Source organism: Martinezella paranaensis (assembly GCF_014200235.1).
Classification (GTDB): Bacteria; Pseudomonadota; Alphaproteobacteria; order Rhizobiales; family Rhizobiaceae; genus Rhizobium; species Rhizobium paranaense.
This window is the reverse complement of sequence record NZ_JACHBI010000002.1, coordinates 471811-488648: the sequence shown is the minus strand read 5'-3', so window position 1 is coordinate 488648 and position 16838 is coordinate 471811. Positions and strand designations below refer to the sequence as shown.

18 protein-coding genes are annotated in these 16838 nt (G+C 60.4%); 14 read left to right on the top strand and 4 right to left on the bottom strand.

Translation table 11 applies throughout. The features are described from left to right. The first annotated feature begins 368 nt into the window (after positions 1-368). The 4 genes from tal (at position 369) to GGD50_RS08320 (ending at position 3625) form a co-directional block, all read left to right on the top strand. Positions 369-1334: a transaldolase gene (gene tal, locus GGD50_RS08335; protein WP_107109304.1), complete on the top strand. Its 966-nt coding sequence runs from the start codon at positions 369-371 to the stop codon at positions 1332-1334. Positions 1335-1604: 270 nt separating this feature from the next. Beyond that, positions 1605-2564: an ABC transporter substrate-binding protein gene (locus tag GGD50_RS08330; protein ID WP_107109303.1), complete on the top strand. Its 960-nt coding sequence runs from the start codon at positions 1605-1607 to the stop codon at positions 2562-2564. A gap of 29 nt (positions 2565-2593) precedes the next feature. Then, a complete protein-coding gene (locus tag GGD50_RS08325; RefSeq protein ID WP_107109478.1) occupies positions 2594-3283 on the top strand; it encodes a L,D-transpeptidase in 690 nt (229 codons plus the stop codon). Between the two features lie 21 nt (positions 3284-3304). Beyond that, entirely contained in the window at positions 3305-3625 is a 321-nt protein-coding gene (locus GGD50_RS08320; RefSeq protein ID WP_107109302.1) for a hypothetical protein, read from the top strand. Positions 3626-3653: 28 nt separating this feature from the next. Here GGD50_RS08320 and GGD50_RS08315 read toward each other — a convergent pair whose 3' ends face one another. The 4 genes from GGD50_RS08315 to GGD50_RS08300 all read right to left on the bottom strand — a co-directional run bounded on the left by GGD50_RS08315 (position 3654) and on the right by GGD50_RS08300 (position 7081). After that, positions 3654-4811 carry a CaiB/BaiF CoA transferase family protein gene (locus GGD50_RS08315; RefSeq protein WP_107109301.1) on the bottom strand — a complete coding sequence of 386 codons (1158 nt, stop codon included), beginning with the start codon at positions 4809-4811 and terminating at the stop codon, positions 3654-3656. Position 4812: 1 nt separating this feature from the next. Beyond that, positions 4813-5358, bottom strand: coding sequence for a MaoC family dehydratase (locus GGD50_RS08310; protein WP_028752752.1), 546 nt, complete (start codon positions 5356-5358; stop codon positions 4813-4815). Positions 5359-5389: 31 nt separating this feature from the next. Continuing rightward, positions 5390-6226 (bottom strand): amidohydrolase family protein, encoded by an 837-nt coding sequence (locus tag GGD50_RS08305; protein ID WP_107109300.1) that lies wholly within the window; start codon positions 6224-6226, stop codon positions 5390-5392. Positions 6227-6289: 63 nt separating this feature from the next. After that, the gene (locus GGD50_RS08300) at positions 6290-7081 is read right to left on the bottom strand and encodes an IclR family transcriptional regulator (RefSeq protein ID WP_107109299.1); all 792 of its coding nucleotides are present in this window, start codon (positions 7079-7081) and stop codon (positions 6290-6292) included. 178 nt (positions 7082-7259) lie between these two features. Between GGD50_RS08300 and GGD50_RS08295 the strand changes: the two genes are divergently transcribed. The 10 genes from GGD50_RS08295 to GGD50_RS08250 all read left to right on the top strand — a co-directional run bounded on the left by GGD50_RS08295 (position 7260) and on the right by GGD50_RS08250 (position 16786). Beyond that, positions 7260-8576: an ABC transporter substrate-binding protein gene (locus GGD50_RS08295; RefSeq protein WP_107109298.1), complete on the top strand. Its 1317-nt coding sequence runs from the start codon at positions 7260-7262 to the stop codon at positions 8574-8576. A gap of 180 nt (positions 8577-8756) precedes the next feature. Beyond that, on the top strand, positions 8757-9650 hold the full coding sequence (locus GGD50_RS08290; protein WP_107109297.1) for a carbohydrate ABC transporter permease: 894 nt from the start codon (positions 8757-8759) through the stop codon (positions 9648-9650). Positions 9651-9652: 2 nt separating this feature from the next. Next, on the top strand, positions 9653-10519 hold the full coding sequence (locus GGD50_RS08285; protein WP_107109296.1) for a carbohydrate ABC transporter permease: 867 nt from the start codon (positions 9653-9655) through the stop codon (positions 10517-10519). Positions 10520-10524: 5 nt separating this feature from the next. Further along, positions 10525-11622 carry an ABC transporter ATP-binding protein gene (locus GGD50_RS08280; protein WP_107109295.1) on the top strand — a complete coding sequence of 366 codons (1098 nt, stop codon included), beginning with the start codon at positions 10525-10527 and terminating at the stop codon, positions 11620-11622. A gap of 16 nt (positions 11623-11638) precedes the next feature. Beyond that, entirely contained in the window at positions 11639-12751 is a 1113-nt protein-coding gene (locus GGD50_RS08275) for a mandelate racemase/muconate lactonizing enzyme family protein (RefSeq protein WP_107109294.1), read from the top strand. 14 nt (positions 12752-12765) lie between these two features. After that, positions 12766-13095, top strand: coding sequence for an L-rhamnose mutarotase (locus GGD50_RS08270; RefSeq protein WP_107109293.1), 330 nt, complete (start codon positions 12766-12768; stop codon positions 13093-13095). Positions 13096-13269: 174 nt separating this feature from the next. After that, positions 13270-14343, top strand: coding sequence for a Gfo/Idh/MocA family protein (locus GGD50_RS08265; RefSeq protein ID WP_107109291.1), 1074 nt, complete (start codon positions 13270-13272; stop codon positions 14341-14343). A gap of 3 nt (positions 14344-14346) precedes the next feature. Continuing rightward, positions 14347-14799: a MaoC family dehydratase gene (locus GGD50_RS08260; protein WP_107109290.1), complete on the top strand. Its 453-nt coding sequence runs from the start codon at positions 14347-14349 to the stop codon at positions 14797-14799. 6 nt (positions 14800-14805) lie between these two features. Beyond that, a complete protein-coding gene (locus tag GGD50_RS08255; RefSeq protein ID WP_107109289.1) occupies positions 14806-15939 on the top strand; it encodes an extracellular solute-binding protein in 1134 nt (377 codons plus the stop codon). 115 nt (positions 15940-16054) lie between these two features. Further along, complete coding sequence (locus GGD50_RS08250; protein ID WP_107109288.1) at positions 16055-16786, top strand: SDR family oxidoreductase; 732 nt, start codon at positions 16055-16057, stop codon at positions 16784-16786. The last annotated feature ends 52 nt before the right edge of the window (positions 16787-16838 follow it).

Below are 16838 nucleotides of genomic sequence, written 5' to 3'. Positions count from 1 at the left end.
TTATGTCAATTGAAATGCACAAATGTCCTTGACTTTTCGCTGCGAGATTGATGATAGTCGCCGTGAGGAAGTCGGTCTTTGTCCAGTCGAGGAGGACAATGTGCGGGTGCGCAGCCGTGGACGTATTTCACCGGACAGGGAGCGATATAGTGCGCTCGCTTTCGGTGAAAAGCCTTGTCCGGTAAGGTTGTTTCTTCGCAGCTTTGACCACTCGCCGGAAATGGAACTTTCGCGCTTTTTCTCCCGTTACATAGGGAAGGGAGAAAAGGTGCAATCCGCCTGCAGTTTCGTGTCGTCTATCGAACCGGACGGGATTTCGCGCCGGTCCATCATCCCCACAATGGGCCAATTCAACAAGGATACGTATCATGACATCCAAGCTTGACCAACTTCGCGCTATGACGACGGTCGTGGCCGACACCGGCGATATCGAGGCGGTTGCTCGCCTGAAGCCGGTCGATTGCACGACCAATCCGACCATCGTCCTGAAGGCGCTCGGCACCCCGATGTTCGCCGATGCGATCAAGGAAGCCGTCGCTTGGGGCAAGAAGCAGGGTGGTACGCCGGATGCTGTTGCCGCTGCTGTCGCCGATCGTCTGGCAATCTCCGTCGGCGCCGCTCTCTCCGGCCTCGTTCCCGGTCGTGTTTCGACCGAAGTCGATGCCGATCTGTCCTTCAACACCGAAGGTTCGATCGCCAAGGCCCGCTCCATTATTGCCGCCTACAAGGAACGCGGCATCGGTCATGACCGCATCCTGATCAAGCTCGCTTCCACCTGGGAAGGCATCCGCGCCGCCGAAGTGCTGCAAAAGGAAGGCATCGACTGCAACCTGACGCTGCTCTTCAGCAAGGCCCAGGCCGTTGCCTGCGCCGACGCCAAGGTTTTCCTGATCTCGCCCTTCGTCGGCCGCATTCTCGACTGGTACAAGAAGTCGACCGGCAAGGAGTACACTCCGGAAGAAGATCCGGGCGTTATTTCCGTTCGCGAAATCTACAACTACTACAAGGCCAATGACATCAAGACGATCGTCATGGGCGCTTCCTTCCGCAGCGCCGGCGAAATCGAAGCGCTGGCCGGCTGCGATCGCCTGACGATCAGCCCGAACCTGCTTGACGAACTTGCCAAGGATGAAGGCAAGCTGGAGCGCAAGCTCTCGCCGGAAAGCAAGACTTCCGTCGCCAAGATCGCCGTCGACGAAAAGACCTTCCGCTGGATGATGAACGAAGATGCGATGGCGACCGAAAAGCTCGCCGAAGGCATTCGCGCATTCGCCAAGGACCTGATCGCCCTGCGCACCATGGTCGGCAAGGAACTGCAGCTCGCTGCCGCCTAAGCTGATGGTGAGAGCCTTCTGTCCAACGGGGTGAAGGCCGCGCACAAACTAGATCGAAGGGCGTCACATCGCGAGTGGCGCCCTTTTTTGTTGAGGCCCATCCACGCCCGACATCCACGTCCCGTCGCCGGCTGGTTGCGCGTACCAGTGGCGTAAATTTCGATCATGTTACTGTAACGTACTTACCTGCGGATACTTCCCTTCGCTATCTGGTTCGGGTTCGCCACAGCCGCGACCGGATAGTAGTTGTTGCCGAAAGCTGGAGGGGGCATGAAGAACAGTCTTATTTCCGCGTCAGTGGCCTTTGCCGCTGCCCTTGCGTCTGTCGGAACCGTCAGTGCCGATGCGGCCGATCTGGTCATCGCGATGCCGAATTGGCCTTCCGGCCAGGCGGCGGCGAATATTCTGAAGGTCGCGATTGCTAAGGAGTATCGGCTCGATGCAGAGGTCCGGGAGCTTGGAACTCTTACCGCCTTCAACGGTCTCGAAAGCGGCGAGGTCGATATCAATCCCGAAGTCTGGCGGCCGAACCTCGACAGTCTGATCGAGAAATACGTCAACGAAAAGCACGTCGTCGAGGTGGCGGCGCGCGGTGTCGATGCCTGGGAAGGCCTTTGCGCCACGCCAGATGCGGTCGCTGCCGGTATAAAGGACATCGCGGATTTGAGCGATCCCGCCAAGACGGCACTTCTGGATACTGACGGCGACGGACGCGGAGAACTGTGGATCGGGGCGGCCACATGGTTGTCGACGGGCATCGAGAGAGTACGCGCCAACAGCTATGGCTATGCGAAAAATCTGACCCTGGTCGAAGCGGAGGAAGAGGTCGGTATGGCTGCGGTCGATGCCGCCGTCGCGACCGGACGGCCGATGGTGTTTGCCTGCTACGCGCCACATCACGTCTTCGAGTTGCACAAGATCGTGCGGCTGACAGAGCCACCCTATGATGTCTCCAAATGGAAGATCATGCCCGCGAGCGATCCGACCTGGATCAGCGATTCGAGCGCACCGGTCGCCTGGCCGGCCACGAGTTTTCACATTGCCTATGCCGCCGCCTTCGCAAAGAAGCACACCGATGTTGCGAGCTTTCTCGAGAAGGTCGATTTCACCCCAGAGGAAATTACGCATATGACCTACGCCTTGCAGGTGGAGCGTCAGCTGCCTCTGGAATTTGCGAAGCAGTGGGTAGACAGCCATGCCTCTCGCGTCGACGGATGGGCAAAGCCATGAGAACCGACCCGACAAAGAACGCCGAGACCATGACAAAGGTGGAGGCAAGATCGGAGCGAGGCTGGAGGCGCACGACAGCCGTCATACTCCTGGCAGCAGTCACAGGTCTTGGCCCCCTCGTTGCGCTTGCGGCGCAGACGCAGATCTTCGATCCGCGGACCCGAACCTGGGTCGACTACGACGCGAAGAAGGCGCGTCAATATTACGCCCGCAACAAACAGGTGCCGGATGCTTTTCGCAGGCAGGTCGTTCCCTTCCGCACGGCAGAAGAGCCGGGAACGATCATCATCGACGGCAACCAGCATTTTCTCTATCTGGTTCAGCCCGGCGGCCAGGCGATCCGCTATGGCATAGGCGTTGGGCGGGAAGGTTTCGGCTGGGCCGGCATCGTGCGCGTCGGGTGCACGGCGGAGTGGCCGACCTGGACACCGCCCGCCGAAATGGTCGCCCGTGATCCGAATGCGGTGAAATGGGCGAACGGCATGCCGGGCGGACCCGACAACCCACTCGGGGCGAGAGCGCTCTACCTGTATGAAGGCAACAATGACACTATCTACCGCATTCACGGCACGCCGGAGTCATGGAGTATCGGCCTCGATGTCTCCTCCGGATGCATACGCATGAACAATGACGATATCATCGACCTGCACTCTCGCGTGAAGATCGGTGCAAAGGTGATCGTGCTCATGCAGGGCGCAGCCCTTTACAAGGGCGTATGACCGCAAAATAGGGGATGGAACATGACGAAATGGAATGGCTGGTCCGCGGCACGATTGCTTTTCCCGCTTGTGCTCCTTGCGCCAGTGACGGCATGCGTATCCTCGCCGCCGCCCGACCAGATGGCTCGAACGAAACTACAGACGGCACCCGCCGATCTACAACTCCTATGCGCTGACGCCGCAGCAAAATCCGCCGGCCTTACGCAGAACAAGGTGCTTCCGACGAATTCGCAGCAATTGGATGCGACCACCTACCGAGTCGAGTTGAATGCGACGGGTCGCAGATTCAATTGCATCATCGACAACACCGGCAAGGTCGCTTCGGTGCAACCGGTGGCGTGACGCTTCTTCAGCCCAGCGTGCGGGGGTGTCAGGCGAAGAATTCCGCCCTGAGCTTCTCGGAATCGCTGCCGATCGTCGGGGCGGCGAGGTCGTTCTTGTGTCTGACACCGTCGACACGGATTGGGCTTGCCGTCGTGTGAACGGAAACGCCGTCGCCGCGGGTTACCGTCTGCAGCATATCGAGCTGGCGGAAGGCGGCGGTTTTCAGCAGCTTCGGCCAGTCCAGCACTTCGGCGGCCCAAATATCGGCGGGCTCCAAAATGGCCAGCCATTCCTTCACCGTCTTCTGATGCAGGCGGCTGGCGATCAGGCTCTTGATCTGGTCGCGGCGGGTGAAGGCCTCGTCCGGTGTAAACTCGGCAAGCGCCGGAAGCTCGAAGAGAGGCGCCAGCTTTGGCAGCGGCATCATGGCAAGCGCCAGCCAGCCATCGGCGCAATGATAGACGCCGTAGGGAGCCGAAAGATAGGCGTGGGCATTGCGCACGGAGGATTTCTTCGGCAGGCGGCCGCCATCGTTCAGATGGGTCGTCAGTACCTCGAATTGGAAATCAATCATCGCTTCCAGCAGGCTGGTTTCCACATGGACGCCCTGGCCGGTAACGCCGCGCCGCACGAGGCCGGCGAGGATGCCCTGGACGATGAGGTTGCCGGCGAGCATGTCGGCAACCGCAAGGCCGAAGGGCACGGGGCCATCATCGGCTTCGCCGTTCAGCCACATGGCGCCGGAGCGGGCCTGGGCGAGCAGGTCCTGACCAGGAAAATGCCGCCACTCGTTATCCGGCCCGTAGCCGGTGATGCTGCCATAGACGATGCGGGGATTGATCTTGGCGACCGAGGCGTAGTCGAGACCCAGGCGATCGATGACCCCAGGACGGAAATTCTGGATGATGACGTCAGCCTTTGCGATCAGGACGCGAAGGTCCCGCAGGTCGCCTTCGTCCTTCATGTTGATGGCGAAGCTTTCCTTGCCGCGGTTGATTGCATGGAACAGCGTCGAGTCGCTGCCGATTTCGGTGTCGCTGAGATAGAGCCGGCGGCAGAGATCGCCGCCATCGGGACGCTCGACCTTGATCACCCGCGCGCCGAGATCGCCAAGCCGGAGGGCGGCCATCGGTCCGGCGAGGAACTGGCTCATATCGAGCACCGTGATGCCGGCGAGCAGGCCGTCATTGCTTCCTTTGGTCATTTCAGCTCTTCAATTCCGGAGCGTCTGCTGGCCGGCCGTTCTTGTAGCGTACCGTCTGGATATGCTCGCAATAGAGTACCAGCTCGCCTTCGCCCTTGAAGACCTCGTAGGAAGAGCGGATCAGGCCGAGATCCTTGTATTTCGGCTGTTTATCGAGGTTGGTGCGGATGGTGTAGATCGTATCGCCAATGAATGTGGGCTTGATGAAGCGCAGCTTGTCGTAGCCATACGAGAACGCATTGATGCAGTTGGTGGCGACGAGGCCGAGGCCCGCGGAAAAGACGAAGGCGCCGGCGACGAGGCGCTTGCCGAACAGACCCTCCGTCTCCGCAAAGATCTGGTCGCTGACATAGGGATGCATATCGAGCACGAGGGCGTTGAACTGCTGGGATTCACCTTCGGAGATCGTCCGCCGCAGCGAGCGGATCTTGTGGCCGATTTCGAAATCTTCGTAGAACCAGTTTTCCGAGTTCCAGACGGGAATATCGGCATGATCCGCCGGCATGGTCTTGGGATGAGTGCTGGAAATGCCGACGGTGGCGGTCATTGTATTGGCTTTCGAGAAAATCGTGGAGCGCTCAAAGTGACCAGAGGCGCTTGGCGTTGAGCCGATAGAGGCTGTTGCGTTCGTCGGCGCTTGCTCCTTTGGTCAGTGCATGCGTGGCGCCGACCCAAGTGGAGAGACCGCCGCCCAGCGTGCAGACCGGCCAATCGCTGCCCCAGATGACGCGATCCCAGCCGAAGCTTGCTATCGAATGCTCGACGAAAGGGCGCAGCGTATCGACGGTCCAGCTATCGGGGTCGGCATAGGCGACGACGCCGGAAATCTTGACGACGACGTTCGGCCGCCTGGCCATCTCGGTGATTCCGGCGGTCCAGACCGCGCTGAAACTATCCTTGACCGCGGGCACGCCGCAATGATCGAGAATGAACTGAACATTGGGGTTGAGGTCGACCAGCGCGATCGCCTTGACGATCTGATGCGGCAGCACGCAGAAATCGAAGGTGAGGCGGGTGCCGCCGAGCCGCTTCAGATTTTCGCGGAAAAGTGCGCCCTCGGAAACATCGTCCGGTACGACATGCAGCACACGACGGAAACCCTTGACGAAGGGATCGGCGAGCACGCGTTCGAGATAGGCGGGGAAGCCGGCATCTTCCGGACGGCAGGCAGCGATGGCACCGCGGATCAGGTTGCCGGGCTGCCGGCTCAAATCCTTGACGTATTCCGTTTCCCGCTCGATATCGCTCTCGGCGACATCCACCTCCATATGCAGTGTGTCGGTAATCCCCAGGCGATGGGCTTCGCGTGCATAGTCCGCATAGAGGCTGTCGCGGTTCAGCGCGCCGGCCCCTTCCAGCCAGGGATATCCAAGTTTCGCGCGATCGACGATGTGCAGGTGGCTGTCGAAAAGCATGGCGATCCTCCCATCATGCTGATCAATATATACTCACAGAAGAATAGTTTATTCAAATAAAAATTATATCTCGGCGTTGTCCAATGTCCCGGCGACGGTCTCCGATACGTCCTTGGCTGCTTCGCGGACATATTGGATGACCTGCTCATAGCTCGGCGCATTCGGGTTGACCGGCTGGATATAGGGGCAGGTGAGCGCGGCCAGCGCATAACCATCCAGTGCCAGCACAGGTGCCGAGATGTTGCGCACCCCATTGGTCTGCAGACTGTCCATCGTCTCGAAACCCTGCTCCTTGATCACCTGGAGGCGTTTATCGAGATCTGATGGCATCGGCACATCATCGTCTTGTTGCCGCTGCTGCTCGTTGATCATCATCTTGCGATGTTTCTCGTCGCGGAAGGCCAGCAGGACGTGGCCAGAGCCGGTGTTGAACAGGTTGATCTGGGCGCCGACGCGGATCGAGATGCCCCAATAGGTCGGCGAATCCTGCTGAGCAATGACGATGACCGAGCCGCGGTCGAAAATCGCCAGATGGCAGGCTTGCTCGGCGCGATTGGAGAATTCGCGCATCAGCGGCGTGGCGAAGGAAACGAGGCGGCGCACCGGTGCGTGGTAATGCGCCAGGCCGAAAAGCTTCAGGGTCAGATAGAAGCGGTCGCCATCCTGCCGCTGCACATAACCACGCCGGACCAGGCGATCGAGCATGCGGTAGAACTCGTTGGGGCTCTTGCCGAGCGCCTTGGCGATTTCCGCCTGGGTCAGCCCTCCGTCGATGCGCGCCAGCAGTTCGAGGATATCGAGGCCTTTGTCCAGCGCCGGTGCGCGGTATCGATCGCTGTCGTCTTCTACACTCATAGAGGCCTCACTAGGGAAATATGATTCATCATTCATATATGAATGAAAGCGATTTGCAAGCGCCCGCGATGCCGGCTTGACGGTCAGTGAATAAGGTGTTTACATATAAATCATTGATCCATATTTGGATCGTGAGGGCGATCGGGCGGAGTGTTCGGTCCTTTAGGGAGGAAATTCAATGAGGAATTTGAAGGCCGGTCTCGCCGCCGGCGTATTGGCATTGTTCGCGAGCTCCGCGATCTCTGCTGCCGACCTGCCCGGCAAGTTCCCGGGCGTGACGATCGACGCCAAGCTGATCGGCGGCCAGCAATACGAGCCGCTTTATGCGCGCATTTCCGAGTGGGAGAAGGAGACTGGCGCTAAGGTCAACATCCTCTCCAAGAAGAACCACTTCGAGCTCGACAAGGAAATCAAGTCGGACATGGCGTCGGGCGATATTTCCTGGTGCGTCGGCTCGAACCACTCGTCCTTCGCCCCCCAGTATCCCGACCTCTACACCGATCTTGGCAAGCTGCTGCCGAAGGAAGAAATCGCCAAGTTCGTCGATTCGACGATCGAGGCATCGACCATCGACGGCCGGCTGATCATGCTGCCGCGTGCCCAGTTCGACGTTTCGGCTCTCTACTACCAGAAGAGCCTCTACAATGATGAGGCCAAGAAGACGGCATTCAAGACCAAGTACGGCTACGATCTGGCACCGCCGAAGACCTGGAAGGAAGTGTCCGATCAGGCGACGTTCTTCGCCAATCCGCCGAACTTCTTCGGCACGCAGTTCCCCGGCAAGGAAGAGGCGATCAACGGCCGCTTCTATGAAATGCTGGTCGCCGAGGGCGGCGAATATCTCGGCAAGGACGGCAAGCCGGCCTTCAATTCCGAAGCCGGCGTGCGCGCGCTCGACTGGTTCGTGAACATGTACAAGGCAAAGGCCGTTCCGGCTGGCACGACCAACTATCTCTGGGACGATCTCGGCGCTGGCTTCGCATCGGGCACCGTCGCGCTCGATCTCGATTGGCCGGGCTGGGCGACCTATTTCAACGATCCGAAGTCTTCGAAGATTGCCGGCAATGTCGGCGTCGTCGTGCAGCCCGTCGGTTCGGCCGGCAAGCACACCGGCTGGTCCGGCCATCATGGCTTCTCGGTGACGGAAGCGTGCAAGAACAAGGATGCTGCTGCCTCGCTCGTCTGGTTCCTGACCAACGACGATTCGCAGAAGCTTGAAGCTGCCAACGGCACGCTACCGACCCGCAAGGCCGTCTGGGACTGGGACATCCAGCAGGCTGCATCCGATCCCTATAAGAAGGAAGTGCTGAGCACTTTCCAGGAATCGATGAAGTACGCCTTCCCGGTTCCGCGCACGCCGCAATGGATCGAGATTTCCAACGTGGTCTATCCGGAACTTCAGGCTGCCATCCTCGGCGACAAGACGTCCAAGGAAGCGCTCGACACGGCTGCACAGAAGGCAACCGACGTTCTGAAGGACGCCGGCGCTCTCTGATCGCTGCAATAAAAGTCCCGCACCCTCTGCCGGATGCGGGACTTCTTTGAATAATACTTATGACCTGCGCCTTTAGGGGCCGGTCTGTCCGGCCGGTGTGATGCCGGCCCCTCGGCCCCATGCAATCGTATTCCGCGCAGTCCGAGCCACGCTGCTGAGGAATGCCGACAGGTGCAAACCATGTATAAGAAAATATCTCCACCGGTCCTGCTGCTTCTTCCGGCAATCATCGTGCTTGCGGCGGTGGTGCTGTTTCCGTTGCTTCTGTCTTTCTATTCCAGCTTCACGCCGTTCCGCCTGACGCGGCCGGCGACGCTCTTCACCTTTATCGGCCTTCGGAACTACACCCGCATTCTCACCGATCCGGTCTTCCTGGCGGCCTTCGTGCGCACCGTCGTGCTGCTGACCATCGCGCTCAATCTGGAAATGCTGCTCGGTCTCGGCCTGGCGTTGCTGGTCAACAAGGCGACTTACGGCAAACGCATCCTGCGCACGCTGATGATGTTCCCAATGATGTTTTCGCCGGTGCTCGTCGGCTTCCAGTTCAAATTCATGTTCAACGACAATGTCGGCATCATCAACAATGCCCTGCAATCCCTGGGCATCACCAACAATGCCATCCCGTGGCTGATCGACGGCAATCTGGCGCTGCTGTCCATCGTCATCGCCGAAGTCTGGTCGTCGACATCGGTCTTCGCCATTCTCATCCTCGCCGGCCTGCTTGCCATGCCGCAGGAGCCGGTGGAGGCCGCGAAAGTGGATGGCTGCACGAGCTGGCAGACCTTTCGTTATGTCACCTGGCCATTCCTGATGCCGTTCGCCTTCATCGCCATGACCATCCGTTCGCTCGACGTTGCCCGCGCCTATGACATCGTCAAGATCATGACGGATGGCGGCCCAGCGCGGCGCACGGAGCTGATTTGGACGCTCGTCGGGCGAACCGCCTATGCCGATGCGCAGATGGGGCTCGCCAACGCCATGGCCTATGTCTCGATCATCCTGTCGATCGCCTTCACAGTCTATTTCTTCCGTAAGCTGGCGCTTGCCCGCACCCAGATCGGAGCGGAGTGGTAATCATGGATCGCAACGCCAAACAACACATGCGTCGGCGCATCGGAAAAGTCGCCTATCTCATCGGCCTTTTCATTGCGATGCTCATCATCTGCCTACCGGGCTTCTGGATCATCCTTAGCTCGCTGCGCCCGACGGTCGAGATCATGGCGAAGCCGCCGGTCTGGATCCCGCAGGAGCTTTCGCTCGAAGCCTATCGCGCCATGTTCGGTGGCGCGGGGCAGGGCGGCATTCCCGTCTGGGATTATTTCCGCAATTCCCTCATCATCTCCGTCACCTCTACCGTCATTGCGCTCGTCATCGGCATGTCCGGCGGCTATGCCTTCGCCCGCTTTCGCTTCGCCGGCAAATCGGCGGTGTTCCTCGGCCTAATGCTGACGCGATCCGTGCCGGGCGTGGCGCTGTCGCTGCCGCTGTTCATGGTCTATGCCCGGCTCGGCATCATCGACACGCATTTCGGCCTGATCATCACCTATGTCGCGCTGAACGTGCCCTTCACCATCTGGCTGATCGACGGCTTCTTCCGGCAGGTGCCGAAGGATCTCGCCGAGGCGGCGCAGATCGACGGCTGCACGCGCTGGCAGGCCTTTTGGCAGGTGGAATTTCCGCTCGCCGGTCCCGGCATCGCCTCTGCCGGCATCTTCGCCTTCCTCACCTGCTGGAACGAATATGCATTGGCCTCGCAGCTCACGCGCTCGGTCGATTCCAAGACGCTGCCGGTCGGCCTTCTCGACTATACGGCCGAATTCACCATCGATTGGCGCGGCATGTGCGCTCTCGCGGTGGTGATGATCGTTCCGGCGCTCGCTCTCACCTTCATCATTCAGAAGCACCTGGTGTCCGGTTTGACATTCGGTGCGGTCAAAGGTTGAACCCCATGGCTCAGGTTTCTCTCAAAAAACTCGTCAAGCGCTACGGCGCCCTGGAAATCGTCCACGGGATCGATCTCGATATCAGGGACAAGGAATTCATCGCCTTGGTCGGGCCTTCCGGCTGCGGTAAGTCGACGACGCTGCGCATGATCGCCGGCCTCGAGGACATCTCCGACGGCGCCATCATGATCGGCGATATCATCGTCAACAACCTGCCGCCGCGCGATCGCAACATCTCCATGGTGTTCCAGTCCTATGCGCTCTATCCGCATATGACCGTGCGCGAAAACATGGGCTTCTCGCTGAAGATCGCCAAGCAGCCGCCAGCGGAAATCGACCAGCGTGTCAACGAAGCCGCCGCGATCCTCAGCCTGGAAGCGCTGATGGATCGCCGACCGGCGCAGCTTTCCGGCGGCCAGCGCCAGCGCGTCGCCATGGGGCGTGCCATCGTTCGCCAGCCGGAAGTCTTCCTCTTCGACGAGCCATTATCGAACCTTGACGCGAAACTCCGCACGCAGATGCGCACCGAGATCAAGAAGCTGCATGCCAAGGTGCAGTCGACGGTGATCTACGTCACCCACGACCAGGTGGAAGCGATGACGCTTGCCGACCGCATCGTCATCATGCGCGACGGCTATATCGAGCAGGTCGGCACGCCGGATGAAGTGTTCAAGCGGCCTGCCACACGCTTCGTCGCCGGCTTCATCGGCTCGCCGCCGATGAATATCGAGGAAGCGACGGTTTCGGCCGGTGCGCTGGTGTTCAGGAACGGCGACAAGCTGCCGTTGCCGGGGCAATTTGCAGACCGGGTCCAGGAGGGCGAAAAGGTTGCCTTCGGCCTGCGCCCGGACGATATTTTCCCGAGCGGGCACGGCTTGCATTCGGGCGCCGAAGCAGCGGTGCATGAGGTGACGTTGCCCGTTGCCATTACCGAGCCTCTTGGCAACGAAACTCTGGTCTTCGTCGAATTTGCCGGCCGCGAATGGGTGTCGCGCATGCTCAATCCGCGCGGATTGAAGAGCGGCGAACAACTGAAAATGAGCTTCGATCTCAGTCAGGCACATCTCTTTTCGGCCGAGACGGGCAAGAGCCTGGCGGTCTGAGCGAGGGAGACGGCACATGGCCCGCATCGAGAAAATTGAACTGCGCATGGTCGACCTGCCGCCGAAGGTGAAGCGGACGGATGCGATCCAGAGCTTCGTCAGCCAGGAGACGCCGATCGTTACCATCACCGATTCTGACGGTGCCGTCGGTACCGGCTACAGCTATACGATCGGCACCGGCGGTTCCTCGGTCATGCGGCTGCTATCGGACCATCTCGTGCCGCTGCTGATCGGCGAGGATGCCGATTGCATCGAGGCGATCTGGCACAGACTAGAATTCGCGACGCACGCGACGACCATCGGCGCCATCACCGCCCTGGCGCTTGCCGCCGTCGATACGGCGCTCTGGGATCTGCGCGCCAAGAAACAGAAGCTGCCGCTCTGGAAGCTCGCCGGCGGCGCCAAGGATCGCTGCCCGCTCTACACGACCGAAGGCGGCTGGCTGCACATCGAGAAGGAAGCGCTGGTCGAGGATGCCTTGCAGGCAAAGGCCAAGGGCTTCTCCGGCTCGAAAGTGAAGATCGGCAAGCCGCACGGATCGGAGGATTACGATCGGCTTTCGGCGATGCGCCTGGCGCTTGGCTCCGGCTTCGAGATCATGACGGACTGCAATCAGGGCTTCACGGTCGATGAGGTCATCCGTCGTGCTGCAAGGTTGAAGGAGCTGGATCTCGCCTGGATCGAGGAGCCGTTGCCGGCGGACGATCTTGACGGCCATATCCGCCTGACGCGCTCGACGCCGACGCCGATCGCGGTCGGCGAATCCATCTATTCCATCCGGCATTTCCGCGAATATATGCAGAAGGGTGCCTGCTCAATCGTCCAGGTCGATGTCGCCCGCATTGGCGGCATCACGCCCTGGCTGAAGGTGGCGCATGCGGCTGAGGCCTTCGATATTCCGGTCTGCCCGCACTTCCTGATGGAGCTGCATGTCAGCCTGGTCTGCGCCGTGCCGAATGGCAGGTATGTCGAATATATCCCGCAGCTCGACGATCTCACCACCAAGGGCATGGAGATCGTTGACGGCAAGGCTATCGCGCCCTCCGAACCCGGCATCGGCATCGCCTGGGATTGGGAAGCGGTGAAGGCGCGCTCGATCGGTGAATTCACGAAAGAGATTCACGGCTGAAGGAGGATAGGGCCATGCAGCGGATGGGGATGGTGATCGGTCTGGAGCCGTCGAAGATCGAGGAATACAAGCGCCTGCATGCGGCCGTTTGGCCCGAGATCCTGGCACTGATTTCCGAGTGCAACATCACCAATTATTCCATCTTCCTGAAGGAGCCGGAAAATCTGCTCTTCGGCTATTGGGAATATGTCGGCACCGATTTCGAGGCTGATATGGCCAAGATGGCCGCAAGCCCGAAAAACCAGGAATGGTGGTCCGTCTGCATACCCTGCCAGAAGCCGCTCGATACCCGTAGGGAAGGCGAGTGGTGGGCTATGATGGAAGAGGTGTTTCATCATGGCTAGGGATTCGAATGGAAAGCGCCGCGAAGCGGCCACCTCCCCCTTGAGGGGGGAGGTCGCGCGGAACGCGCGGGCGGGGGTGACGCTCGAGATGCGCATGTCCATCTTGCTTGCACGAGGAGGGATCACCCCACCCCGGACCTTCGGTCCGACCCTCCCCCTCAAGGGGAGGGTATAATGACCTTCGATCCCAAATCCCTCCGCCAATGGTGGCCTAAACCCACCAAGCCGCGCCCGATCGTCATCTTCGGCGCCGGCAGTATCGTCGGTGACGCGCACCTGCCGGCCTACAACAAGGCAGGTTTCCCGGTTGCCGGCCTCTATGATCCGAACGGCGAAAAGGCAAAGGCTTTGGCGGACCAATGGGGCATTCGCGCCTTCGCGTCTGAGGCGGAGGCGTTTGCCGTCGAAGGTGCGATCTTCGATCTGGCGACCCCGCCCGCTGCGCATGCCTCTATTCTTTCAAAGCTGCCACGCGGCTCTTTCGCGCTGATTCAGAAGCCTATGGGCGGTGATCTGGCCGCGGCGACGGAAATTCTCCGGGTGTGCCGCGAGCGCGACATCAAGGCGGCGGTCAATTTCCAGCTTCGGTTCGCGCCGATGATGCTGGCGCTCTATGATGCAGTGGACAAAGGCTACCTTGGCGAGGTCGTCGATTTCGATGCTTGGCTGGCGCTCTCGACGCCCTGGGGCCTCTGGCCGTTTCTCAAGGGCCTGCCGCGCATCGAGATTGCCATGCACTCGATCCACTATCTCGACTTCATTCGCGGGCTGCTCGGCAATCCCCAGGGCGTGCATGCCAAGACCATCGGCCATCCAAGCCATCAGGTGGCGCAGACGCGTACGGCCGCGATCCTCGACTATGGCGACAAGGTGCGCTGTGTGCTCTCCGTCAACCACGACCATGATTTCGGTCGCAAATTCCAGGCTTGCGAATTCCGCATCTCCGGGACGAAGGGTGCGGCCTATATCAAGCTCGGCGTCAATCTCGACTATCCGCACGGCGAGCCGGACGACCTGTGGATTCGCCCCGCTGGCGGCAGCGATTGGGTCGAGGTGAAGCTCGAAGGCGCCTGGTTCCCGGATGCCTTCGTCAACCGCATGGCCAATCTGCAGCGTTTTGCCTCGGGTGAAGATCAGGAGCTGATCGGTTCGGTTGAGGATGCCTGGCAGACCATGGCGCTGGTCGAGGCCGCCTATCAATCGAGCGCTGCGCCGGCAACGCCGATTGCCGCACTTCCAAAGGTGTAAGCGATGGCTGAACAGATGATCTACTTCGAAGACTATGAGCTTGGCCACGTTCGCACGACGACAGGACGGACGATCACCGAGACCGATTTCGTCGTCCATGCCGGGCACACCGGCGATTTCTTTCCGCATCATATGGATGCGGAATTCGCCAAGACCTTGCCGGGCGGTCAGCGCATTGCCCATGGCACGATGATCTTTTCGATCGGCGTCGGGCTGACGGCATCACTCATCAATCCCGTCGCCTTTTCCTATGGCTACGACCGGCTGCGGTTCATCCGCCCAGTCCATATCGGCGATACGATCCGCACGCGGGTGACGATATCGGCGAAAGAGGACGATCCGAAACGTCCGGCGTCCGGCCGGGTCGTCGAACGCTGCGAAGTGCTGAACCAGCGCGGCGAGGTGGTGCTTGCCGCAGACCATATCCTGATCGTCGAGCGCAAAGCGGCAAACTGAGAGAGAATGATGGCGCAACTCAAGGGAATGACCTGGTCGCATCCGCGCGGCTACGATCCGATGGTGGCTTGCTCGGCCATCTGGAAGGAAAAGACCGGCGTCGAGGTCGTCTGGGAGAAGCGCTCGCTGCAGGATTTCGAAACTTTTCCGGTCGAAGAGCTGGCTGCTGCCTACGACCTCATCGTCATCGATCATCCGCATGTCGGCCAGATCACCCGCGAGGACTGCCTGCTGCCGCTTGAAGATGCTGCGCATGCCGAAGAGCTTGCTGCAATCGCCGCAGGCACGGTCGGGCGCTCCTATCCGAGCTACAACTGGCAGGGCCGGCAGTGGGCATTCCCGCTCGATGCGGCAACGCAGGTTCAGGCTTACCGGCCTGATCGGTTGAGCGGCCCGGTCACCGATCTTGCCGAAATCGTCTCGCTGGCGGCCAAGGCCAAGGCGATCCTGCCGATGCGGTCGCCGCATGTGCTGATGACCTTCTTCACGCTTGCGGCGCATCTCGGCACGCCGTGCAGCGTCGAAGGGCCGGAGTGCATCGCCAAGGCGGATGGGGAAGCCGTGCTCGATTGGATGGCACGGATCGTCGGCGGCATGGATGCGAAATGTTACGATATGGACCCGATCGCTGTCTTCGATCTCATGAGCCAGCCGGATTGCCCCTATGACGTCGTTCCCTTCGTCTACGGCTACGTCAGCTATTCCTTCGCCGGATTCCGACCGGCGCGCTTGGCCTTTGCCGACATGCCGGTGATCGACGGTCGTGCGCCCAACGGCTCGGCGCTCGGCGGCACCGGTATTGCCGTTTCGGCCCGGACGCAGATGCCGGAGGAAGCCAAGGCCTTTGCACGTTGGATCGCCAGCGGGCCGGTGCAGGCAGGCGCCTATGCCAGCGGCAATGGCCAACCGGGCCACGCCGATGCCTGGGTGAGCGATGCCGTCAACGCGCCGACGCTCGATTTCTACCGCAATACGCGCGCTACGCTGGAGGGCGCCTATGTCCGGCCACGTCATGACGGCTACATGGCTTTCCAGAGCGAAGCTTCTGATATTATTAACAATGGACTGCGTACCGCCGCGCGGCATACAGTCCTCATCGACAAGCTCAACCAGCTCTTCGCGCAATCGTTCGAAAGCTAGGGCAAGGCGGCTTTAGCTGTTTGTTTTCGCATGATCTTATCCGCAAGCAACCACGCGTTTTCGTTTCGTGGCCTTTCGGTCCCGGGATCATGCCCTGGAGGAAAGGATTAGGATTATGAGTCACGGATTGGAAGGCAAGAAGGTCGTCATCACGGCGGCGGGACAGGGCATTGGCCGCGCCACGGCGGAGCGCTTCATTTCGCTCGGTGCGCATGTCTACGCCACCGACATCAACGAGCAGACGCTTTCGACGCTGGAAGGCGCCAGCAAGCATGTGCTGAACGTCCTCGACAGTGCTGCGGTCAAGGCTTACGCCGACGAACTCGGCCCGATCGACGTGCTCTTCAATTGCGCCGGCTTCGTGCATGCCGGCACCATTCTCGACTGCGAAGAGAAGGATTGGGATTTCTCCTTCAATCTCAATGCCAAGGCGATGTACACGACCTGCCGCACCTTCCTGTCGGGTATGCTCGAGAAGGGCAAAGGCTCGATCGTCAACATGTCCTCGGTCGCCTCCAGCGTGAAGGGCGTGCCGAATCGCTTCGCCTATTGCGCCTCCAAGGCAGCCGTGATCGGTCTCACCAAGTCGATCGCCGCCGATTTCGTCGCCAAGGGTATCCGCGCCAATGCCATTTGCCCCGGCACGGTCGATAGCCCGTCGCTGCATGAGCGCCTGCGCGCCACCGGCGATTATGAGAAGGCCATGACCGACTTCATCGCCCGCCAGCCGATGGGCCGCATCGCCGACGCCAACGAGATCGCAGCGCTGGTGACCTATCTGGCCGGCGACGAAGCGGGCTTCACCACCGGTCAGATCCATGTCATCGACGGTGGCTGGACAGCTTGAATCAGCATCTTTTCCGGAAGCGGAGGCCTCGCATTGCGGGGCCTCTTTTTGT